At 44.1% G+C, this 22,420-nt stretch carries 19 protein-coding genes; 14 read left to right on the top strand and 5 right to left on the bottom strand.

Going from position 1 to position 22,420, the window contains the following annotated elements; all coding sequences use genetic code 11:
- Window position 1: 1 nt before the first annotated feature.
- The 10 genes from OCV29_RS07825 to OCV29_RS07780 all read left to right on the top strand — a co-directional run bounded on the left by OCV29_RS07825 (window position 2) and on the right by OCV29_RS07780 (window position 8,676).
- Complete coding sequence (locus tag OCV29_RS07825) at window positions 2-580, top strand: aminodeoxychorismate/anthranilate synthase component II (protein WP_073605864.1); 579 nt, start codon at window positions 2-4, stop codon at window positions 578-580.
- Window positions 581-636: 56 nt separating this feature from the next.
- Window positions 637-1,635, top strand: a complete 999-nt coding sequence (gene trpD, locus OCV29_RS07820) for an anthranilate phosphoribosyltransferase (RefSeq protein ID WP_073605863.1) — start codon at window positions 637-639, stop codon at window positions 1,633-1,635.
- Between the two features lie 7 nt (window positions 1,636-1,642).
- The gene (gene trpCF / locus OCV29_RS07815) at window positions 1,643-3,058 is read left to right on the top strand and encodes a bifunctional indole-3-glycerol-phosphate synthase TrpC/phosphoribosylanthranilate isomerase TrpF (protein WP_073605862.1); all 1,416 of its coding nucleotides are present in this window, start codon (window positions 1,643-1,645) and stop codon (window positions 3,056-3,058) included.
- A gap of 47 nt (window positions 3,059-3,105) precedes the next feature.
- Complete coding sequence (gene trpB, locus OCV29_RS07810; RefSeq protein WP_073605861.1) at window positions 3,106-4,296, top strand: tryptophan synthase subunit beta; 1,191 nt, start codon at window positions 3,106-3,108, stop codon at window positions 4,294-4,296.
- Complete coding sequence (trpA, locus tag OCV29_RS07805) at window positions 4,296-5,102, top strand: tryptophan synthase subunit alpha (protein ID WP_073605860.1); 807 nt, start codon at window positions 4,296-4,298, stop codon at window positions 5,100-5,102. The genes trpB and trpA overlap by 1 nt, the downstream gene beginning before the upstream one ends.
- Window positions 5,103-5,420: 318 nt before the next feature.
- Window positions 5,421-6,689, top strand: a complete 1,269-nt coding sequence (locus OCV29_RS07800) for a dicarboxylate/amino acid:cation symporter (RefSeq protein WP_073605859.1) — start codon at window positions 5,421-5,423, stop codon at window positions 6,687-6,689.
- 210 nt (window positions 6,690-6,899) lie between these two features.
- Window positions 6,900-7,442 (top strand): septation protein A, encoded by a 543-nt coding sequence (locus tag OCV29_RS07795; RefSeq protein ID WP_073605858.1) that lies wholly within the window; start codon window positions 6,900-6,902, stop codon window positions 7,440-7,442.
- Window positions 7,443-7,445: 3 nt separating this feature from the next.
- On the top strand, window positions 7,446-7,859 hold the full coding sequence (yciA, locus tag OCV29_RS07790; protein ID WP_073605857.1) for an acyl-CoA thioester hydrolase YciA: 414 nt from the start codon (window positions 7,446-7,448) through the stop codon (window positions 7,857-7,859).
- A gap of 125 nt (window positions 7,860-7,984) precedes the next feature.
- Window positions 7,985-8,281 (top strand): YciI family protein, encoded by a 297-nt coding sequence (locus OCV29_RS07785; protein ID WP_073605856.1) that lies wholly within the window; start codon window positions 7,985-7,987, stop codon window positions 8,279-8,281.
- Window positions 8,282-8,283: 2 nt separating this feature from the next.
- The gene (locus OCV29_RS07780) at window positions 8,284-8,676 is read left to right on the top strand and encodes a GspS/AspS pilotin family protein (protein ID WP_073605855.1); all 393 of its coding nucleotides are present in this window, start codon (window positions 8,284-8,286) and stop codon (window positions 8,674-8,676) included.
- 134 nt (window positions 8,677-8,810) lie between these two features.
- Here OCV29_RS07780 and OCV29_RS07775 read toward each other — a convergent pair whose 3' ends face one another.
- Window positions 8,811-10,673, bottom strand: a complete 1,863-nt coding sequence (locus tag OCV29_RS07775; protein WP_073605854.1) for an FAD-dependent oxidoreductase — start codon at window positions 10,671-10,673, stop codon at window positions 8,811-8,813.
- A 597-nt stretch (window positions 10,674-11,270) separates the two neighbouring features.
- Between OCV29_RS07775 and OCV29_RS07770 the strand changes: the two genes are divergently transcribed.
- Together OCV29_RS07770 and OCV29_RS07765 are read left to right on the top strand one after the other, a co-directional pair.
- Entirely contained in the window at window positions 11,271-12,458 is a 1,188-nt protein-coding gene (locus OCV29_RS07770) for an acyl-homoserine-lactone synthase (protein WP_139281703.1), read from the top strand.
- Between the two features lie 10 nt (window positions 12,459-12,468).
- Entirely contained in the window at window positions 12,469-15,003 is a 2,535-nt protein-coding gene (locus tag OCV29_RS07765) for a hybrid sensor histidine kinase/response regulator (protein WP_073605852.1), read from the top strand.
- 26 nt (window positions 15,004-15,029) lie between these two features.
- Here OCV29_RS07765 and OCV29_RS07760 read toward each other — a convergent pair whose 3' ends face one another.
- Window positions 15,030-16,172 (bottom strand): ABC transporter substrate-binding protein, encoded by a 1,143-nt coding sequence (locus OCV29_RS07760; RefSeq protein WP_175561606.1) that lies wholly within the window; start codon window positions 16,170-16,172, stop codon window positions 15,030-15,032.
- A gap of 228 nt (window positions 16,173-16,400) precedes the next feature.
- Between OCV29_RS07760 and OCV29_RS07755 the strand changes: the two genes are divergently transcribed.
- A complete protein-coding gene (locus OCV29_RS07755; RefSeq protein WP_073605850.1) occupies window positions 16,401-17,075 on the top strand; it encodes a hypothetical protein in 675 nt (224 codons plus the stop codon).
- Between the two features lie 483 nt (window positions 17,076-17,558).
- Window positions 17,559-18,380, top strand: a complete 822-nt coding sequence (locus tag OCV29_RS07750; protein ID WP_073605982.1) for a transporter substrate-binding domain-containing protein — start codon at window positions 17,559-17,561, stop codon at window positions 18,378-18,380.
- Window positions 18,381-18,485: 105 nt separating this feature from the next.
- On the opposite strand, the gene OCV29_RS07745 is transcribed toward OCV29_RS07750, so the two are convergent.
- The 3 genes from OCV29_RS07745 to OCV29_RS07735 form a co-directional block, all read right to left on the bottom strand.
- A complete protein-coding gene (locus OCV29_RS07745; protein ID WP_073605848.1) occupies window positions 18,486-19,997 on the bottom strand; it encodes a CoA-acylating methylmalonate-semialdehyde dehydrogenase in 1,512 nt (503 codons plus the stop codon).
- Between the two features lie 535 nt (window positions 19,998-20,532).
- Window positions 20,533-21,705, bottom strand: coding sequence for a DEAD/DEAH box helicase (locus OCV29_RS07740; protein ID WP_073605847.1), 1,173 nt, complete (start codon window positions 21,703-21,705; stop codon window positions 20,533-20,535).
- A gap of 144 nt (window positions 21,706-21,849) precedes the next feature.
- The gene (locus tag OCV29_RS07735; protein WP_073605846.1) at window positions 21,850-22,281 is read right to left on the bottom strand and encodes a GNAT family N-acetyltransferase; all 432 of its coding nucleotides are present in this window, start codon (window positions 22,279-22,281) and stop codon (window positions 21,850-21,852) included.
- Window positions 22,282-22,420: the final 139 nt, after the last annotated feature.

The following is a 22,420-nucleotide window of genomic DNA, read 5'->3' as shown; positions in this document are numbered from 1 at the left end:
CATGGCTCACATTATCTTTATCGACAATTTCGATTCGTTTACTTATAACCTGGTTGATCAATTCCGCTCTCTGGGTCATCAGGTCACGGTTTATCGTAACCAGATTCAAGCCTCCCGGATTATATCGGCAGTCCGGGAAGCAGATACACCCGTTGTCGTATTATCACCCGGCCCCGGTATTCCTTCAGAAGCGGGCTCTGTGCCCGAGCTGCTTCAGACCCTGAAAGGTGAAGTCCCAATCATTGGTATCTGTCTGGGCCATCAGGCGATCGTGGAAGCTTATGGGGGGACCGTCGCGGGTGCTGGTGAAATTGTACACGGAAAAATCTCAATGATGACCTATCAGCCCCATCAGGTTTATCAGGACTTACCCTCGCCGCTGACAATTGCCAGATATCACTCTCTGGTCGCAACAGAGGTTCCCGACAGTCTGACCGTTACAGCAGAAGTTGACGGGTTGGTCATGTCCGTAATTCATGAACAGGATAAAGTCTGCGGGTTTCAGTTCCATCCGGAGTCAATTATGACAACCCACGGCGCACAGTTGCTGGAAAATACCATCGTCTGGGCACTGCAGTAATCTGCTGCTTCTCATTTCGAATATGTCGACTGAACAGAATTTATAGGGACAACATCATGCAAGCAATTATTGATAAACTGTATGCGCAAACATCGCTGACACAGCAGGAATCATACCGGTTATTTGAACAGATTATCCGCGGTGAAATGGACCCGATCCTGATGGCTGCATTACTGACAGCGCTGAAAATCAAAGGCGAAACCCCGGAGGAAATATCCGGTGCTGCACAGGCATTACTGGATAATGCCGTCGCTTTCCCCCGGCCTGATTATGACTTTGCAGACATTGTCGGAACCGGTGGCGATGGCGCCAATACCATTAATATTTCGACAACAGCCGCATTCGTTGCTGCCGGTTGCGGCGTAAAAGTCGCAAAACACGGTAACCGCAGCGTCTCCAGTAAATCCGGCTCGTCCGATTTGCTGGATGCCTTTGGCATCAATCTGGCAATGACTCCGGAAAATACCCGTAAAGCGGTGGATGAACTGGGCGTCGCTTTCTTGTTCGCGCCCCAGTATCACGGCGGTGTCCGCCATGCAATGCCGGTTCGCCAGACATTAAAAACCAGAACCATTTTTAACATTCTTGGTCCGTTAATTAACCCGGCCCGGCCAAATATTGAACTGATGGGTGTGTATGACCCGGCTTTAATTCAGCCCATTGCAGAAACCATGCTGAAGATGGGAATGAAACGCGCGGCTGTTGTTCATGGCTCAGGGCTCGATGAAGTCGCCATCCATGGTGAAACACAGGTTGCAGAGATACACAATCAGCAAATCACACGCTATACACTCACTCCTGACGATTTTGGCCTGAATACCTTCCCGCTGTCATCAATTGAAGGCGGTACACCGGAGGAAAATCGTCTGATTATAGAAAATATTCTGACCGGCAGAGGCTCTGAACCACAAATGTCTGCGGTTGCTGTCAATGTTGCGCTACTATTGCGTCTCTTTGGTCAGGAAGACCTGAAACAAAATGCCGCGAAAGCAATGGATGTGATGCAAACCGGTCAGGCATTTCACCTGGTTAAACAACTTGCAGCGCAAGGGTAATTATCACATGGACAAGCAACTCTCAGAACATATTTCCACCCGGCATACCGACATGGCAGAAGTACTGACCCGGATCGTCAAAGACAAAAAATGCTGGCTGGAAGCACGGATGGCCGCACAGCCACTGGCAACATTTAAGGATGAACTTTCTCCATCCGACCGGAGTTTCTATGACGCACTGAATACCGGTAAGACTGCCTTTATTCTGGAATGTAAGAAAGCCTCTCCGTCAAAAGGATTGATCCGCGAAGATTTTAACCTTGATGAAATCGCTTCCGTTTACCGCAACCACGCAAATGCGATTTCGGTATTGACTGACGAAAAATATTTTCAGGGCAATCTTGAATTCTTACCACGGATACGCAATCAGGTCACCCAACCGGTTTTATGTAAAGATTTTATGCTGGCCCCTTATCAGGTCAGCCTTGCCCGATACTATGGTGCCGATGCGATTTTGCTGATGCTGTCGGTGTTAGACGACGAAGCTTACCGTGAAATGGCCGATGTGGCGCACTCATTAAATATGGGCGTACTGACAGAAGTCAGCAATGAAGCAGAACTGGAACGCGCTCTTGCTCTGGAAGCCAAAGTGATCGGGATTAACAACCGGAATCTGCGTGATTTAACCACAGATCTGGACCGCACCAGGCAACTGGCACCTAAAATACCGGAAGGTATCACCATCATTTCCGAGTCAGGAATTTATACCAACCAACAGGTCCGGGATTTATCACAATACGCCAACGGTTTTTTAATTGGCAGCTCCTTAATGGCAGAGGAAGACCTTGAGCTGGCAGTTCGCCGGGTCACATTGGGTGAAAATAAGGTATGTGGTCTGACCCGTGCCCAGGATGCGGCGCAGGTCTGGCAGGCAGGCGCTGTCTATGGCGGACTGATTTTTGTCAAAGCCTCACCACGTTATGTCACCCCGGAGCAAGCCAGAACAGTGATCGCAGCAGCCCCGCTAAAATATGTGGGTGTCTTTCGCGATATGCCAGTGGAGACGATAGGTGAGATTGCCCATCAGCTTTCTCTGAGTGCAGTTCAGCTGCACGGTCACGAAGATCAGGCCTACGTCAACCTGCTTCGCAGCGTCCTCGATAAATCAATCGCGATATGGAAAGCGTATGGTGTCGGAGAAGGAGAAAATATCCCCGAGCCGCTTGAACATCACACAGACCGTCACCTGTACGACACAAAATCCGGCAATCAGTCCGGCGGAACCGGCTTAACGTTCGACTGGACGCAACTCTCCCGGACAAAAGACGTGATGCTGGCAGGCGGATTATCTCCTGATAATGCTCAACAGGCCGCATCTCTCGGCTGCACCGGATTAGACTTCAACTCAGGTGTTGAATCTGCACCCGGTTTAAAAGACCCTGAAAAAATACAACAGGCTTTTCAGCAAATCCGAAATTACTGAACACCATCGCAACAAAAGCAGTTAACGAATTACAAGGAATCACAGCTATGTCTAAATTAGACGCATATTTCGGCGAATACGGAGGACAATACGTTCCCCAGATCTTAGTTCCGGCACTTGATCAGCTGGAACAGGCATTCATTGATGCACAGCAGGACCCTGAATTTCGGTCTGAATTCATGTCCTTACTTCAGGAATATGCCGGACGCCCAACGGCATTAACACTGACACGTAATCTGGTGAAAGGTACCAAAACCAAACTTTATCTGAAACGTGAAGATTTACTTCACGGTGGTGCCCATAAGACCAATCAGGTTCTCGGACAGGTCTTGCTGGCCAAACGCATGGGAAAAACCGAAATCATTGCCGAAACAGGCGCCGGACAACATGGTGTTGCAACGGCCATCGCCTGTGCACTGATGGATCTGAAATGCCGGGTGTATATGGGCGCAAAAGATGTTGAACGCCAAAGTCCGAATGTATTCAGAATGCGCCTGATGGGAGCAGAAGTCATTCCGGTTCATTCAGGGTCTTCCACGCTGAAAGATGCCTGCAATGAAGCCTTGCGTGACTGGTCAGCCTCTTATGAAACCGCGCACTATTTGCTGGGCACTGCGGCCGGGCCTCACCCATTCCCGACGATTGTCCGCGAATTCCAGCGCATTATTGGCGAAGAAACCAAAAATCAGATTCTTGCCCGGGAAGGCAGTCTGCCGGATGCAGTCATCGCCTGTGTCGGCGGAGGTTCCAACGCCATTGGCATGTTCGCTGATTTTATTGATGAAAAAGATGTTCGTCTGATTGGTGTAGAGCCTGGTGGTAAGGGAATTGACACACCGATGCACGGCGCACCACTAAAACATGGCAAAACCGGTATCTTCTTCGGGATGAAAGCGCCTCTGATGCAAGATGAAAATGGTCAGGTAGAAGAATCTTACTCCGTTTCCGCCGGACTTGATTTTCCGTCTGTCGGTCCACAGCATGCCCATCTAAATGCAACCGGCAGAGCCGAATATGTCAACATCACTGACGATGAAGCACTGGATGCCTTTAAAGAACTGGCCCGTCATGAAGGCATTATCGGCGCTCTGGAATCTTCTCATGCCCTGGCACATGCCCTCAAAATGGCACAAGCTGAACCGGAAAAAGAACAGGTTTTAATCGTCAACTTATCCGGACGAGGAGATAAAGACATCTTCACTGTCCACAAAATTCTGGAAGAAAAAGGAGAGCTGTAATGAGCCGCTACGAAAAACTATTTCAACAGCTTGCGGAAAAAAACCAGGGCGCATTTGTGCCATTTGTCACGATTGGCGACCCTGATCCGGAAACGTCATTCGAAGTGATGAAAGCATTAGCCGAAGGGGGTGCGGATGCGCTGGAACTGGGCATGCCTTTTTCTGATCCTTCAGCGGACGGTCCGACCATTCAGGGAGCCAATATCCGGGCCCTTGATGCCGGCACCACACCAGACATCTGCTTTTCTCTGATCGCAAAAATGCGCGAATTATACCCTGACCTGCCCATCGGTTTATTGATGTACGCGAATCTGGTTTATGCGCGGGGTATCGATCATTTCTACCAGCAATGTCAGCAAGCCGGTGTTGACTCCGTTCTGATTGCCGATGTACCGACTAATGAAGGCCAGGTGTTTGTCGAAGCGGCTGAGAAATATAACATCGCCCCTATTTTCATTGCCCCGCCAACTGCCGATGAAGCCATGCTGAAATCTGTTGCGACTTTGAGCCAGGGCTATACTTATCTGCTTTCCCGTGGTGGCGTCACCGGCACAGAAACCAAAGCAAACATGCCGATCGACTCACTTCTGGCATCACTCAAACAGTATAATGCACCACCCGCCCTGCTCGGTTTCGGTATTTCTGAACCATCTCAGGTCAAACAAGCACTGGATTCAGGTGCTGCCGGTGCAATTTCAGGCTCAGCCGTCGTCAAAATTATCGAATCTAATCAGGCTGACAGCGCGGTACTCACTGAAAAACTCAAAGCATTTGTGTCTGAAATGAAACAAGCCACACTAAAATAAATATTCATTACCAATCCACATCCCACCCTAACGACGGCTTCAGTAATGAAGCCGTTTTTATTCACAAAAACGATTGAATACACATACTGTTTTCATGAAAAAAATCCCACAAAAACCGGATAAATAATCAAAAAGCATTGAGACGCATATGGCAGCCAAACGTTTGCGTTTTTTTTCATGCCAACGACACATTTTATCCGGCTTTACCTTGATCGGCTTAACATATCAGTGTAAAAACACATCTGGAATAATTATCCATTGAATCTCTAAATGTTAGAGATTTAAACCAGGAATTTAAAATTTTATAACACAGGGGTTATGGAAGTGTTAAAAGAAAAGAATATGCTATCGAACATTGGTGTTCAGGTCGTGATTGCGATGATCTTAGGTTCCGTGATCGGAGGAGCCATGGGACATGATGCGGCAATGTTTTCACCGCTCGGTGCAATATTTATCAACCTGATTAAGATGCTGGTGATCCCTCTGGTCGCCGTTGCCTTAATCTCAGGTGCAGCCGGACTGGGCAACAGCCATTCTGCCGGAAAAGTCGGCGGAATTACCCTCGGCTATTTTGCAGTAACTTCAGCTCTCGCCGTCGCGCTCGCGCTGATCATGGGTCAGATTTTTCAACCCGGTATCGGTGTAAACGTATCAAGCGTTGAAGGCATGTTCTCCACTGAATATGCATCTAAAGGTGAACTGCCTACTTTTTGGGCGACTGTTATCGGCATGATCCCAACCAACGTTTTTCAGGCTTTAAATAATGCCAATATCCTGCAAATTCTGGTCTTCTGCCTGTTCTTTGGTATTGCATTATCCAGACAAAGTGAAGAAAAACGTGTACCGCTCATGAATGGTGTCAATACCATTGTGGATGCCATGGTATGGATGATTAATAAAGTCATGGTCATTGCGCCAATTGGTGTGTTTGGGCTGATGGCTGAAGCAGTAGGCACATTTGGTTTCAGTGCGTTGACCGTCGTCTTTAAACTTTTTGTTGTCTACGTCGCTGCTATCCTGATTTTCGGTTTTGTTGTTTACCCGCTGATGATTCAGATTTTTACCAAAACCTCTGCCCGAAAGTTTATCTCTGTGATGAAAAAACCACAGGCTGTTGCCCTGTCTACAGCCTCTTCGATGGCAACGCTACCCGTGACGATGGATGTCACAGAGAATGAGCTGGGCGTCAGAAACTCTACAGCGTCGTTTGTTTTGCCACTGGGAGCAACCATCAATATGTCCGGTAACGCAATTTATTACGGATTGGTTGCCGTCTTCTTTGCACAGTTATTCCAGGTTGATTTGGGCATTGGTGCCTATATTGCAATTATCCTGACAGCAACACTGGGTGCAGTTGGTCAGGCTGGCGTACCGGGCCCTTCATTTCTGGTCGTTGCAGTGCTGCTTGCCGCCGGTATCCCTATTGATGGGTTACCCCTTCTGTTTGCTCTGGACCGGATTTTTGACATGATCCGTACAGCGCTGAATATCACCGGTGACGCAGCCTGTGCTGTGATTGTTGATGCACTGATTGGTGATGAACCCGTTTCTTCTGAAGAGCCGGCCATCGCAGAACAGGAAGGTTGATCGTTCTGAAAACACGATTAACAGAATCAACGAAAAGAGCCACAGTCCGCTGTGGCTCTTTTCGTTGCCGGAATGAGTATCAGACAACAGACGTAACATTTTAAAACGACCACACAGACATAAAATCACAGATTACCAGACAAAGGCTATTCAGCTCATCGTCAAATTTAGATAGACTGTCGGGAATATTAATTAAGGATAAACCTGACTATGAAACAGCTGATTGACTTTATTCCCCTGATAGTCTTTTTTGCACTCTACAAATTCTATGATATTTATGTTGCAACCGGTGCTTTGATTATCGCGACTGCACTTCAGATTGTTGTTACCTGGTTTTGGTTTAAAAAAGTCGAAAAGATGCAGCTGATCACTTTTGTGCTGGTCGCTGTGTTTGGCGGAATGACGATTTTCCTGCATGATGACAACTTCATCAAATGGAAAGTGACGATTATCTACCTGATTTTCGCTATTGGCCTGGCAGCGAGCCACCTGATGGGTAAATCAGCGATTAAAAGTATGCTGGGTAAAGAAATTGAGCTCCCTGATCATGTCTGGTCGAAAATCAACTGGGCCTGGGTTGGCTTTTTCACAGCATGTGCTGCAATCAATGTTTATGTTGCCTTTCGTCTTCCTCTGGACGTCTGGGTTAACTTTAAGGTCTTCGGCCTGCTGATTGCCACCCTGCTCTATACCGTCCTCACCGGTTTTTATATCTATACAAAACTCCCGAAAAGTACAAACAGTGAACAATAAAGCATGACTAAAGAAGTAAACACACCAAAAGGCCAGCTTCTCTCCCGCACTCTTGCTATGCCAGCGGATACGAATGCGAATGGCGATATCTTTGGTGGATGGATTATGTCTCAGCTTGATTTAGCTGGCGGAATTCTTGCTAAAGAAATCTCACACGGACGGATCGTCACCGTATCTGTCTCCAGTATCACATTTCAGAAACCAGTCCGGGTTGGTGACGTGGTCTGCTGCTATGGTGAATGTGCACGCATTGGCCGCAGCTCCATGTCAATCGAACTTGAGGTTTGGGTAAAACCTGTTCACGAGCAGGGCGTCGATGAACGTTACCAGGTATGTCAGGCAACGTTTAATTATGTTGCGATAGACAGTAACGGACGGCCCAGAGCGATTGTCCGGGACACACATGCGCGTGCATAAACTGATTTCATTCATCACAGCCATCGCTTATTACGGCAGACTAACAACAAAACTATCACCCTGTTGTTTTATTTATGGGACAGAAGTAAGGGTCAGTTGATCTTTTTTTGCATAAGGATATTGAAATGTGGTATGTAATCTTTTCTCAAGATATTGAAAACTCTTTGGAAAAAAGGATGAATGCTCGCCCGCAACACCTGGAACGGTTAGAGCAACTCCGGAATGAAGGGCGTTTGCTGACAGCGGGACCGATGCCGGCAATTGATGCTGAAAATCCTGGTGAGGCAGGATTTACCGGCTCAACTGTGATCGCCGAATTCCCGTCACTTGAAGAAGCACAAGCATGGGCGGATACTGACCCTTACCTCAAAGCTGGGGTTTACCAGTCTGTCATTGTCAAACCATTTAAAAAAGTATTCTAATTATGAATAAATTAATCATCGCACTCGGCTTAACGACCGCTCTATTCGGATGTAGCAGCAACACCAATCAGGAAGACCAGCTCAATCTGCTGGCTACCAATCGTGCCAATATCATCCAGTCCAAATTACCGGTTAAATCCGGGCCTTTATCGATTATGAGGGCAAGCGCTAACGGTAAAACAATTGAACTGATGATGATTTACAACGAAAGTGAAACCGGAGCCAAGCCAATTCAGACTGTGCTCAGTCAAAGTACCAAAGAGTTTTGTCAGCAAAAGGAAACAAAGGCCAATCTTGATGCAGGTATCAGCTACCGGATTAAAATGCGCAATCCCAGAGGTCAGTTGATGGTGGATCAATACCTGACGAAAGAAACCTGCAAAAAAGATTCCTGATTGTCGCAGGTGAAAACATTATTCTTGATATAGAAATATTGTTGACATAAAAATGCCGCCAAAATATCAGGCGGCATTTTCATTTTTATAGCTTCAACATGTTTATAGCTTCAACATACCTGCATCCCCAAAAATTACGGATGATGTTGCTGTATTTTTAACTTATCCACCTGATAGTCTGTTGCATACCGGCGTAGTTTACACGCATTCCCATCCATACAGCCGCAACTCAGGCACCGTTGTGCTTCTGTCATTGCAGCCTGCCCGGAAAGACCAAGTTCGACTTCTGCAAATGTATGCTTACATTCATCCAGAGGTAGTGAAGGCATTCTGGCCCGGAAGAACTTCTGCAGCGCCTGTTCAACCTCTTTATCGGGTTGACGACCCATCCGGTTTCTGATGACATCTTTCAGCTTATCTGCATGCTGAGCACGAACCAAATGAATCCGGTCAACATTTCTTGAATGAAAAGAGTCTGTGTACAGCTTTTCCATGTCTCCGCCAAGGAAAGCATCAATTCCCTGTGCCGCCCGGCGTCCATCAGCAATCGCTTCAACCGCTGTTGCCGGCCCGCGTCTGAAATCTCCGATACCAAAGATATTTGCCACACCGGTGAACATACTGTCGTTGTCAGTCGTCAATGTATTCCACCGGGTCAGCGGCAATTCGAGTTTATTTTCATTCTCAATGAAGCTCATATCGGTCTTCTGAGAAACAGCGGCAATCACGGTATCAAATTCATCCATAAAAAACTCGCCGGTTGGACGGGGTCTCCGCCGCCCTGAAGCATCAGGCTCACCCAATGCCATTTTTTCGAGTTTTACCTGACAAACCCTGCCCGTTTCATCCGCGATATTTTCCACCGGATTGGTCAGAAAATAAAAATGGACACCTTCATGTTCAGCTTCTTCAATTTCATAGGTTTCTGCCGGCATTTCTTCTCTGGTCCGGCGATAAATCAGCGTGGTATCAGCGCCTAATCGCAACGCGGTTCTGGCACAATCAATCGCCGTATTGCCGCCACCAATCACGGCGACCTTTTTACCCACAGCAAACTGCTTCTCCATGATTTGATCTTTCAGAAAATCAACACCAAGAAAACAACCGGGTAACTCGCTGCCGGGATAATTCATTTCACTGGCCTGAGATGCACCAATCGCTAAACAGACCGCATCATAATCCTGGCTGAGAGCGGAGAGAGAAAAGTCAGAACCAAGCCGCTGGTTTAATTCAATTTTCATCCCGTTCGTGCACATGATATCAATTTCTTTATCCAGGATTGCTTTCGGTAAGCGGTATTCAGGAATCCCGTAACGCAGCCACCCACCGGCTTTTGGCATCGCCTCAAACACCGTCACCGCATAGCCTTCATTGGTCAGAAAGTACCCGCAACTCAATCCCCCCGGACCTGCACCAACAATCGCAATATGCTTTTTCTTTTCAGGTTTAGGCTGAGGAACAAGTGGGTGACTGCCACTGAGCACCTTGTCTGCGGCATGGCGCTTGAGAAAACGAATCGCTAAAGGCTCATCCACTTGATTACGTAAACATTTAGCTTCACAGAAGGCCGGACAAACCCGTCCGATAGAAAGTGGCATCGGCAACGTTTTCCGGATCACATCAACGGCTTTTGCATTGTCACCCCGGGAAATGAAATACAGGTACGACTGAATATCAACCAACGCCGGACATGCCTGTTGACAAGGAGGCACCGCACAATTGATATCAGGACGTGACAGAATGTCTTCCAGATTCTGTTTTCGGCGGCGCGACAAAGCTGGTGATGATGTGATAACAGACATCCCTTCAGCCGGAGATGTCTCACAAGCTTTTACCGTACCGGAATTTTTTACCTCAACTTCGCACAGACAGCAGCCCGAAAGACCATCACTGCCACACAATGATGGTATCTCAATGCCACAAGCTTCTGCGGCGCTCAGCAACGACTGGTTTGGCTCAACCTGATATTGCCTGCCATCGATTATGATATTTATCATCAACATCCTCAATTTTTACCCATCTGCGGCTTCTGATACACTCAGCCTGACACCAACTAAAAATAGCAAAAGCAAATCATTCATCCCACGATCCATATCAAGTGAACCATATCAAGAGAAGCAATTCAGATATTTTCGAATTGGTCGCATGGTAGCATATTCATGCTTGAGGAGCGTAATCCAGATCAAATCCGGTAAATAAAAACTCTAATTATATCACTGGTTTAACCAGTATTTTCTATCAATTATTTTTATTTTATCCAGATCAATGATATGCCTCATATATATCATCAAACGGGTCATTGACAGTGTTTCAACCCATAGTTTTCAACTTGGTTCATCATAAAATATCGTAAAGTCAATCACCGGCAAAAACATAAAAGACTCACTTTCAGGGTTCGCTTCTGCGAATCAACCAGCAATGCTATCGTCTGTTAACGTGGTGTCATTTCAATGAGATGGACGTTAAATCGCCGGATAAAACGCCATTCAGAATAAAAAAGTTCGCATTCCTGCGAAACAGCACACTTTTCCACTCGTCGATATACAACCAAAGTGATATTATCGTCAGATATTATCTATAACATCAAAAAGGTTATGATGAATCGGACATTAGTCACTAAAGAACTTGAAGATAATTTCGATCTGGAACAGAAAAAATTAGGTCTTTTTAGAGAAGTAGCCATGCTTGCTACAACTAGTACCAGACACTTTATCAGTCGTATACTTACGACCCGTATCAAACAATTTGATATATTCATACCTGGGATACGCAATTTCAATCTTGCTCATAAATTAGGTTCACCAGAATATCAACTTCTTCCAGATAAAATAGATGAGCATTCTTTATCCAAACACGAATTAAAAATTGAGACTGAAGCATTACAACTATTTGATAATCTCGCTGAATTTTGGTGCGAATTTGAAATTTATCAAATACAAAAAAAATATAGTATCGATAATATAATACAAGTTGAAAAATTTAATTACAATGAAGAGAGTTACAGTAGTGAGATAATTTCTGATGTTCATTCAAATCACTCTTTATACCTAACATTATATGAACCATTCCCAATGAGACTATCAGATGCATTATTAATTATTAATCTATACACGTGTATAAAAGAAAAAAAATGGTATGAAATATTATTTTCTTTAGACATGTCCTCTTACGGAACACACTTCATTATGTCATTACCCACTAAAGTGGAAAAGCTCAATTTAATTGTATCAACTGCTAAAATAAATCTATGGAATGACAAAAATAAATGGTTATTCTTTTCACCTTTTTTTCAATCATCATGGAAATTATGCTCTGACAAGAAAATAAAATCACATATAGAAAATATTATATCTATTGATAAAAATAAAGAATGTACCTTTAATACAATTAAAACTTTTGAAGAGAGCCTTATAAATATAATATCAGATAAAAGCCGTATATGTGAAGTCATTCGACTTACAGTAAGTGGAAATATATTTGAAAAATCATATATACTTTATTTAACACAAAAAAACATTCTTAAGCAACTAAATAAAAAAAACATTGCACTTGCATTTGTGGTATTCGAGCAAGAAATGGCACTAGCATTTTATAATAAATTAGGTAATAATAACTTTCTACATATTGGTGTAAAGGATCTCTGTGACACCGGAAAACTGACACATAAAGGTTTATGGCTTATTGAAAACCTATGTAATGAGTTTAATAAATATAGTTATAAAGAATATAAGAGGATATACTACTTACAAAAAAGGAATTTAAAACCAACTTCGGATAGCTGAGATAACATTTATGGACAGTATAATCGATAACATTTTAATGTACCCTAAAGCAATTGAGCTTATTATAGTTGCATTACTCATTATTTTATGGATATCTCATATATTTATTCGTCTAAAATCCAGTCATGTGAAAATATTGAATTCATTTTATGTTTACTATTTCTATTATTCTATCAGTATACTTGTTTGGGTCTTATCAAATACCTATTTCCATACTGGATATTTAATCAAGAATCCAGAGATAATAGCTAAGACAATGGCTATTATTGCCAATATATCAGCTTTTTTCACATGTCTATCTGCCTATTTATTTTCATGTAAAGTTAAGCAACAATATACTAAAATACCAGTATCGATAAAAGTATACTTCATATCTTTTATATTATCTCTTTATGCTTTGCTAGTAAATATTATTCCAAGTTTAACAGTACAACATGTTTATATACGTAATGTCAGTGACTTCACTCTACAGTTTGGTCATCATGGCAAGATATTTATATTAATGATAATTTATTTAATATCACTTACATTTTTTAATTTATTATCTATTAGAAATAACAGCAATCAACTAAAAAAAGCCAAAGTAAATTATATGATCATGGGAATGATTATATTTATGACATCCATGGCCATTATACAAGGATTAGTAGCTGTATTTTTTGGTGATTTTTCTTTAACATGGCTACCCCCTGTGATGTCTGTAACTGAAATGATTTTTATGGGATATGCATTAGTTACATCTCGGTTTTATAGCAGTAGATACATGCTATATTTCCTACTATCAAATATTATCACTGGAATAATACTTTTTTTACCTCTAGTAACAATTATCACGATAGATCGCAATCATTTTAATATAATCATTTTATATACACTAATTACTGGATTAGTTTGGAAAACAATTCTTATACAGGTAAAGCCATATATTAGTTTAATATTTTATCGATCCAATCAAACACCATCAGAAAAAATTCATCAACTCATCGATGAATTTAAAACATCACCTCATGATGCTCTGGAAAAATTAGCCCATCTGTTAAATGTTCCTGAAAACAGAATGCAGCTGGTAAAAAAATCACCCGATAACGAACTATTTGATCGTTATTTTTCGAAAAATAATGACATTCTGATTCTGGAAGAATTATTAGACAAAATTAATACAACCAAAGGAAAAGAGACATTAAATAAACTGCATAAAAAAATGAATCAAAATGATGCCGCTTTTATTATGCCAATGTTTAACAGTGCTGATACGGTCTCTCATTACCTTATCTCAACCCATAAAAACAATGGTAAGTTATTTTCAGCAGAAGAAATCACAGCATTAAAAAAAGTATTCAGAGAAGCTCAATTCTATATTAATGCCGATCTCCAGCTTAAGCAGGCGCAATCTTTAGCCCATTCTATTGCCCACGAAATGCGCAACCCGCTCACTCAGCTCCAGCTCCATTTTGAAAAGTTACAGATTAAGATCGATGATCAGCGGCCCAGAGAAGTCCTGACGGATGAAATCAATCAGGGAAAGTTAACCATCGGCCGCGGCAAGCAACTGATCAATATGATTCTGCGGGAAGTTTCTCACTCCCCTCTGGCGCAGGAGTCCATGACTGTCTCTTCAATTAGCCGGTTATTATTGCAGGCAATGAATCAATTTGGATTTGAATCAAAAGCCATTCGCTCCAGAGTTCACCTTCATACCGGACATGATTTCACTGTCCGGGCGAATGATACACTATTTAATTTTGTCGTATTCAACCTGCTCAGAAATGCGATTTACTATTTTGAAGCCTATCCGGCCAGCACTCTGGAAATCAGTACTCACCAGAGCCTGCAACAGAATAAAGTGATCTTCAGAGATACCGGGCCCGGGATTCCCGAACATGTACTGAAACAAATCTTTGAAGATTTTTACAGCTACCACAAGCAGGGTGGAAGCGGCCTCGGGCTAAGTTATTGTAAGCGGGTGATGAATTCTTTTGGCGGCACAATTGAATGCTATTCTCAATATGGACAATATACTGAGTTCCACTTAATTTTCCCTTCCCTGCCTCTGGAAGCCTCAGTGGATGAAGCAGGGCAGGAAGGCGATGAAAATAACATTCCGGCAGATAATCCGGAGCCTGATGTTCATCACCGCGCCAAAGAAAAAACGATTCTGGTCGTCGATGATAATAAAATGCAACGCACACTGGTTCAGCTGTTTGTTCAACAGCTTGGCTATCAGATCCTGCATGCAGATAACGGTAAAACGGCGCTGGATATTTTCCGTCATAATCAGGTGGATTTAGTCATCATGGATATCCAAATGCCGGTTATGAACGGCTTTGAAGCGACAACAGAGATAAAAGCTCTTTCACCGGATACACCGGTGATTGCCTTATCCGGCGAGTCAGGTGAAAAAGAGTTGCAGCTGATTCAGGAGTTGATGGATGGCCGCCTGACAAAGCCAACCAGTAAAGCTGAACTACAAAAAATGCTGAGTCAATGCCTGAACAGCGAATATAACAGCAGCACAATTATCCGTGCACTTGAAACCAGCTATTGAGACATATTTTGTCGCTTTGGATCTGCTTACTGATCCTGTGGCTGAGCCAATTCTTTCAGTTGTTCCAGCACATTCTGCACATCAAACCGATACTTTTTCAGTTCCGGATTGTAGTGCTTCGAAAAGCGCTGGAAGTCAATTTTACCCCAGTTTTTCCGCGAAAATATTTGCTGAAAATTTTGTCCTTCATCGTGACGTATTGCATACATACCCGATTTGAAGCTCACACCTTCAGAATTAAAATCAATCCCCTGAAAATAATCATATAGCATGATAACACTCCAGGAAGCTTCCATCAGGTGACCACCGATACTCATTTCAAAAACACCACTTTCAACCGCCTGAATTCCCTGAGCTGACCAGTTAATCCCTCCGGTCAACACATCAACACCGGGCGTCATGCCTAACGCTTCAATTCCCTGCACCACCCCAATTGCAATATTGTCACTGGCTGCCCACACCACATCGGTCTGCGGATAACGGCCATAAGCATGCAAAAACTTACTTCTGCCCTGCTCTGACTCCCAGTACCCATTGAACGCCTGATACAAAATAACATCATTGCGCTTACGCAGTGCATTATTCAGGCCTTTCATCCGCTCAATTGCCGCACCGTCTGAGGTAATACCATTAATCGCAATTAAACCAATTTTCCCTTCTTTTTCCAGCTTTCCTTTTTGAATTGCAGCATCAATTAAAATATTGGCCACTTCTTCTCCCGCCCACTCATCATCCGGCAGCATTTCTCCCAACCAGAATTTATATTTCTCTCTGGGTTTGCCCATCACCTGATAATCTGCTGCTGATAATGGGGCATTCAGTAAAAAAGCAGCAACCTTGTGTTTCTCTGCCAGCTTAATAAACTGAGCGCCGAGCAACTTAAAGTTCTGGAATATAATCGCATCAACTTTATTTTTACCTGTCATTGCTCTTTCCATCTGCCTCAGCATTTCATATTGATTATCATAGGAATAATACACTTCACACTCGACTTTCAAATCCGCACAGGTAGCCTGCATCATCGCTTCCATTCCCAGCCAGAAAGGATCATTTCTCGGAGCGAACAAGGCAAACCGGTAAGTTGATGCAAAAGCAGCCGTCGATATCAATATGACAAGTAAAAAAGGGATGAAGAAGAAATGAATCAAACGTTTCGTCAGTGATATCATCTGTGACTCCAAAGGATGTGAGCTGGAAGCGCCGCCCAATATAGTCTCGGGCCTCATTTTTTTATAGACAACAAACCAGCAATTATCAAATGACTCAATAAATCAAATCACCCAATATTTGCCGAACTATTCCACCAATATCACTTAACCGAAAGCGGAAGCTGTTATTTTTTCTGCATATGCTTAAAATTGAACAACAACGTCAAACCACAATAAAACAGAACAAATATGAAAAAGAATCTCGTATTATCATTATCAGGTTGTATTTTCTTTCTTATCGGGAATGCTGCATGGGCATCCGTGCCATATAATGGCCCCGAGTTATTGATCAGAAATCCAGAGTCACCGGCTATCGGGACTATCAGTACCGCGACTCTGGGGCAGACACTGGTCGAAAAAGGGAAAGTTGCGATGGAAAAAATGCTGATCGTCAACAAAGATATTCAGATCTCAAACTATAAAGTCATTGCGACAGCATATAAACAAATGGGCTACGATAAAGCACACACCTTTTTCCTGCCTTATGGCATCACTAAAGCCAAATCTGCAGATGAAGTAGAAGCGATATCGGTTGAGAAAAAAGCAGGGGCAGATATTTGTCTCATCACCAGACACGGGAAGAAAAGCTGCGCCCGGGGTGACTATACCAAAAAAGATGTGGGCTCAGACCGCGGAGAAAATATTGTCCGGACCCTGACCTATAACGGGCATAAAGACGGCAAAAAAATCAGCATCAGATACCGCGAATATATCAACAGCACAGCCGTACCCACCGCAGCAAACAGCATTACTTTTGATCTCGCCAAGTCGGATATCATTACCTTCAGAGGTGTTAAAATTCAAGTGCTGGAAGCGGGTAAGAAACAATTAAAATACAAACTGCTGCATAATTTTGAAGACTGAATCATTGACACAATGATGATGAAATGCCCGGCTTGAGAGGGCATTTTTTATACCTGCCGGTATCCGGAAAATGAAAAGGCTTACCCCGGAGGGTAAGCCAATCTGACGTTGTTAGTATATAATTTTTTTGATGTTTTTTTATTTTCAGAAGATTGAATATTCAATCATTTTGTGAGACGAATTATGCCATCAATCGCAGTGCTTGTATAGAGGAATTACTGTTAATTTAAAAATTAATTAAGTGCGAAATATGTAAACTTATCAAAACACATTTCAATCAATAGTTCAGTCAATAAACAGATAAGATATAAAAATAAAGAATTGAACTTTCGGCTTTTTTCTTCGATGATGCATACCCGGCTCATACTGCCGGTATGATCACCAGATGTCCGTGAATCATCTGTGATACCAGTAAACACAACGGGATGATGATGTGACGCCATGTTTTCTCATTATCTGCATATCTATGGAAGTATAAAAACAATGAAATCCGACCAATTAAAAAAAGGAATTCGTCATTCTCTCGTACTGCTGGCTATCAGTAGTGCAACATTATCAGCTTTACCTGCCACAGCCAGTGAATCAACGATTTCAGGCATTCTTAAATCCGGCGAACTTAAGTTTTGCTTTGAAGCTGGCTACCTTCCGTTTGAAATGACCAGTAAAAACGGTCGTTTTATTGGTTTCGACATTGATATTGCAAAACACATGGCACGCTCAATGGGTGTCAAATTTGTCCCGGTGAACACCGGGTGGGACGGCATTATTCCGGCACTGCAAACCAATCGCTGTGACTTTATTGGCGGGATGACCATCACACCGAAACGCAATATGAGTGTTGCGTTTGCTGACGCCTACTTTCAGGCGGGTCAGACCGTCCTGATTTCTCCGTCTCTCAAAGGAAAAATCAAATCTTACCGTGACTTAAACGCCCCTGAATATACAATTTCAGCTCAACTGGGAACGACTGGCGCCGAAGCTGCAAAGAAATATCTGTCCAAAGCGAAACTGAATCTCTTCGAAACCTCCGCAGATGCTGCCCTTCAGGTTGCAAATAATAAAGCCGATGCTTTTGTCTACGATGGTTCTTATAACGCCGTCTACTCTGCCAGAAATCCGGGTAAAGTGATTCATCTGGACCAGCCTTTCACATTTGAACCTCTGGGATGGGCTGTGCGTCAGGGAGACAGTGATTTTGTCAACCTGCTGAATAACTACCTGAAACAGATCAAAGGTGACGGGACTTATGATCGTATTTACAACAAGTGGTTTAAGTCCAATCAATGGCTCAGCCAGCTACAATAAGCGCTTAGCTGAAATAATGATTTGAAACAATGCCCGGAGCTTATCCGGGCATTGACGTCTGAAAAATTGATCTCTGGAAATCAGTAAAGCGTTTATTCCACGCTCTTAATCCATGGTCGGCATCACAAATGCGCTGGTGTGTTTTTCCAGACGCACACTGGCCGGCCAGCGACTGGTGACGGTCTTCATACGGGTATAAAAACGAACACCATCATTACCGTGTACATTCAGTGGCCCGAAAATGGAACGTTTCCATCCGCCAAAGCTATGAAATGCCATAGGGACAGGAATCGGCACATTCACGCCAACCATTCCTGCAATCACATCTTCACTAAACTGGCGCGCCGTTTCGCCATCACGGGTAAAAATAGCCGTACCGTTACCGTATTCATGGTGATTGACCAAGGCTAATCCAGTCTCATAATCGCTCACCCGGACCACTGAAAGTACCGGGCCAAAGATTTCTTCTTTATAGATAGTCATCTCAGGCGATACCTGATCAATCAGAGTCGGCCCGACAAAATAACCGGCTTCATGTCCCGGCACCTGATAACCACGTCCATCCACAACAATTTTCGCACCCTGCGCTTCACCGGAATCGATATATCCGCAAATTTTTTCCTGATGCTGAGCTGAAATCACCGGGCCCATGTCGTTTTCTGGTCCGTCGGTTAAACCGGGTCCAACCCGCATCTGCGCAATTTTCTCTTCCAGTTTGGCAATCAGGGTATCCGCCGTATCATCACCGACAGCAACCACCACAGACAATGCCATACAACGCTCACCGGCCGCACCAAAACCTGCCCCCATAATCGCATTTGCAGCCATATCCATGTCAGCATCCGGCATCAGGATACAATGATTTTTAGCGCCGCCAAGTGCCTGACAACGCTTGCCATGGGCTGAAGCTGTACTGTAAATATATTCGGCGATGGGTGTCGAGCCAACAAAGCTCACAGCCTGGACCCGCGGATCAGTTAATAACACATCGACCGCTTCTTTATCACCGTTTACCACGTTAAAAACGCCGTCAGGCAAACCAGCTTCTTTCAACAGCTCAGCCATAATTAATCCAAGGCTGGGATCTTTTTCGGAAGGTTTCAAAACAAAAGTATTGCCTGTTGCAAGCGAGATCGGGAACATCCACATCGGCACCATTGCCGGGAAATTAAATGGCGTAATTCCGGCACAAACGCCCAAAGGCTGCATCAGAGAATGGCTGTCAACACCCGTCCCGACATTCGCAGAATGCTCTCCCTTCTGCAGGTGTGGAATACCACAGGCAAATTCAACCACTTCCAGGCCACGGGTAATTTCTCCCACAGCATCTGAATACACCTTGCCGTGTTCTTCAGAGATAGTTTTTGCCAGACGATCCATATTCTGTTCCAGCAATGCTTTAAAACGAAACATGACACGCGCCCGTTTCAGCGGCGATGTTTTGGACCAGGCAGGAAAAGCCTGCTCAGCCGCTGCCACTGCAGCTTCTGTTTCTTTGGCAGAGCTCAACACAACCTGACGAATCTGCTCACCATTAGCCGGATTATAAATGGCACCAAAGCGATGACTCTGGCTCTCAGAAATCTGACCATTGATAAAATTCTGAAGCACTTTCATTTCTCTCATCCTTATTTGTTATATTGTGTGAATCAAACCAATTCCCGGGGTAGCAGCAACACCCGCGGATCAGGTTGTGATCATTCTCTCTTTAACTGAGACGGTAAATGTTTCACCGTCAGTCTTACAAGAGCCGCCCGGCAGCACACCTGCTTAACACTCCGGTTATTATGCTGAAACGGATAAACTCTTTATACGAAATAAATATTTCATAATCAATTTAAAACGAATTATTGAGTTTATTTTGTGACGCATCACACTTTTCTGAATATCCGGATATACACAGCATTCAAAGCGTAAAAACAGAGCTATCCCTTGCTTTGAAAGGAAGGAAGAGCGCATCATTCAGGTATCATCTGAGGAAAAAAGTAAAAAACGGGGAATGTTATAATGGGGTCTGAGCCGGGCACAAAACAAGGATAATCAAGAGTAAATGAAACGAATATTTCGCTTTTGTTCAGATTATCCGGTATTGAACCATCGGCATGCGGGACCGCTGAGTCTCAACGGTCCCCTGTGACCCGCCCAAAAAGGCTCAGGAGGACGGATTCAGTCTTTTATTCAGGGGCACCGGCTTTTTCGGTTCAAAGCCTTCAATCACCCGCCGCTCAATCAAATGTCCCAAACGACTTTCGATCATACAAAGGTTTTTAAAGTTGTCTTTTGAAACCAGAGAAATCGCTTCTCCGGCAACCCCTGCCCGCCCGGTCCGGCCAATCCGGTGAACATATTCATCGGCCGGGAATGGCAAATCATAATTCACCACTCTTGGCAGCGCTTCAATGTCAATCCCGCGGGCAGCAACACCGGTCGAAACGAGATATTTCACAGCCCCTGATTTGAAATCTGCTAACAGTTTGGCCCGCACGGCCTGACTTCGGCCACTATGAAATGCTTCGGCGGCAATGCCTCTTTTTTCCAGCTGAGAGACCAGTTTGGCCGCACCATGTTTAGTCTCAATAAAAATCAGTGTCTGATCCCAGTGATTTTCCAGAATCAGATGACTGAGTAAGGCTGATTTTTTATCTTTGTCGACAGTGATCAGCCACTGTTCGATATTTTTCTTGGAAGCTTGTCTGGCTGCAATACTGATTTCATCCGGATCCTGAATCACGGTTTTTGCCAAATCACGGACCCGGTGAGATAAGGTTGCAGAAAATAATACATGCTGGATGTCTCCGGGCAACCGGTCAAATACCTGATTAATGTCGTCAATGAATCCCATGTCCAGCATCCGGTCCGCTTCATCCAGGACCAGAACTTCAATCTCTTCGAAGTAAACAGCGCGCTGGCGGTACATATCCAGCAAACGCCCCGGCGTCGCAATCAAAATATCGACACCTTCAATCAACGCGTTTTTCTGGGTTTGCTCATCAACACCGCCATACATGGCAAGGCAAGTGAGTGGCAGATTTTTTGCAAATGCAGCCGTATTTTCCGCAACCTGAATCGCCAGCTCACGGGTAGGCACCAATACCAAAGCCCGTACCCGCTTTTTCTTCTGTGCCTGAGCATGACGAAGCTTCTCCAGTATTGGCAGCATAAACCCAGCTGTTTTACCGGTGCCGGTCTGTGCCGCTGCAATTAAATCCCGCCCTTCCAGAATGACTGGAATCGCTTTACTCTGAATCGTGGTTGGTTTGGTGTAATTCAATGCAGATAATGCCTGAACAATTGGCTGGCAAAGCCCGAGTCTGGAAAATGGCATGTTGGCCCCGGTTAGTGAGTGAAAAGCTCAATATCAATCAAACTGACGATAAATAATTTATCCCCAAATCACCTGAAGGCGCCGGGGATAACAGCAGCGGAGTATAGCACGTTATCTTTGCCACTGAGTATGCTTGTGATGCGGTTAAACATTCTGATGCTCCGATGCATTAAACGAATACATCCGGACCTCATCCCGCGGGTACCAGCCCAATCGTTCATAAAACGTCTGCGCACAAAGATTTTCATTTGCAACAAACAAATGTGTTTTTGCAATCCCCTGCTGTTCAAGCGCAGAAACGCAGCATCTCACCAGCTGTTTACCGACACCCTGGCCACGCAGCGTTTGATCAACAGCCAGATGCTGCAGATACCCCCGGCGACCATCTGTTCCGGTCAGGACTGCACCGACAATTTTAGAGCCCTGGCAGGCAACAAAACTCAGCCCCGGATTACGGGATAAATAAGCACCGATATTTTCTCTGGAATCGGCATCACGCAGTGACATCGACTCGGTGGCTGACCATAACGTCATCACCTGCGGGTAATCCGCAATCACCATTTCTCTGAAGATCATTGTTCAGCTCCTGTATATTGCTGTCGTGATTAACCTGTTGCAGACAACACGAATAAAATATGCGATAGATCTCATTATTTCAGGTTGGGCAGCAAGGTATGCTTTGGTACAAATATCCCTTTTTCAGATCAATGTAAAC

This window comes from Vibrio aerogenes (genome assembly GCF_024346755.1).
Lineage (GTDB): Bacteria > Pseudomonadota > Gammaproteobacteria > Enterobacterales > Vibrionaceae > Vibrio > Vibrio aerogenes.
The sequence above is the reverse complement of the archived record's forward strand: the minus strand, read 5'-3'. Positions and strand labels throughout refer to the sequence as shown.

Coding starts and splice junctions, on each gene's coding strand:
- OCV29_RS07825 (WP_073605864.1), top strand. CDS start 2: ATGGCTCACATTATCTTTATCGACAATTTCGATTCGTTTACTTATAAC.
- trpD (WP_073605863.1), top strand. CDS start 637: ATGCAAGCAATTATTGATAAACTGTATGCGCAAACATCGCTGACACAG.
- trpCF (WP_073605862.1), top strand. CDS start 1,643: ATGGACAAGCAACTCTCAGAACATATTTCCACCCGGCATACCGACATG.
- trpB (WP_073605861.1), top strand. CDS start 3,106: ATGTCTAAATTAGACGCATATTTCGGCGAATACGGAGGACAATACGTT.
- trpA (WP_073605860.1), top strand. CDS start 4,296: ATGAGCCGCTACGAAAAACTATTTCAACAGCTTGCGGAAAAAAACCAG.
- OCV29_RS07800 (WP_073605859.1), top strand. CDS start 5,421: ATGGAAGTGTTAAAAGAAAAGAATATGCTATCGAACATTGGTGTTCAG.
- OCV29_RS07795 (WP_073605858.1), top strand. CDS start 6,900: ATGAAACAGCTGATTGACTTTATTCCCCTGATAGTCTTTTTTGCACTC.
- yciA (WP_073605857.1), top strand. CDS start 7,446: ATGACTAAAGAAGTAAACACACCAAAAGGCCAGCTTCTCTCCCGCACT.
- OCV29_RS07785 (WP_073605856.1), top strand. CDS start 7,985: ATGTGGTATGTAATCTTTTCTCAAGATATTGAAAACTCTTTGGAAAAA.
- OCV29_RS07780 (WP_073605855.1), top strand. CDS start 8,284: ATGAATAAATTAATCATCGCACTCGGCTTAACGACCGCTCTATTCGGA.
- OCV29_RS07775 (WP_073605854.1), bottom strand. CDS start 10,673: ATGATAAATATCATAATCGATGGCAGGCAATATCAGGTTGAGCCAAAC.
- OCV29_RS07770 (WP_139281703.1), top strand. CDS start 11,271: ATGATGAATCGGACATTAGTCACTAAAGAACTTGAAGATAATTTCGAT.
- OCV29_RS07765 (WP_073605852.1), top strand. CDS start 12,469: ATGGACAGTATAATCGATAACATTTTAATGTACCCTAAAGCAATTGAG.
- OCV29_RS07760 (WP_175561606.1), bottom strand. CDS start 16,172: ATGATATCACTGACGAAACGTTTGATTCATTTCTTCTTCATCCCTTTT.
- OCV29_RS07755 (WP_073605850.1), top strand. CDS start 16,401: ATGAAAAAGAATCTCGTATTATCATTATCAGGTTGTATTTTCTTTCTT.
- OCV29_RS07750 (WP_073605982.1), top strand. CDS start 17,559: ATGAAATCCGACCAATTAAAAAAAGGAATTCGTCATTCTCTCGTACTG.
- OCV29_RS07745 (WP_073605848.1), bottom strand. CDS start 19,997: ATGAAAGTGCTTCAGAATTTTATCAATGGTCAGATTTCTGAGAGCCAG.
- OCV29_RS07740 (WP_073605847.1), bottom strand. CDS start 21,705: ATGCCATTTTCCAGACTCGGGCTTTGCCAGCCAATTGTTCAGGCATTA.
- OCV29_RS07735 (WP_073605846.1), bottom strand. CDS start 22,281: ATGATCTTCAGAGAAATGGTGATTGCGGATTACCCGCAGGTGATGACG.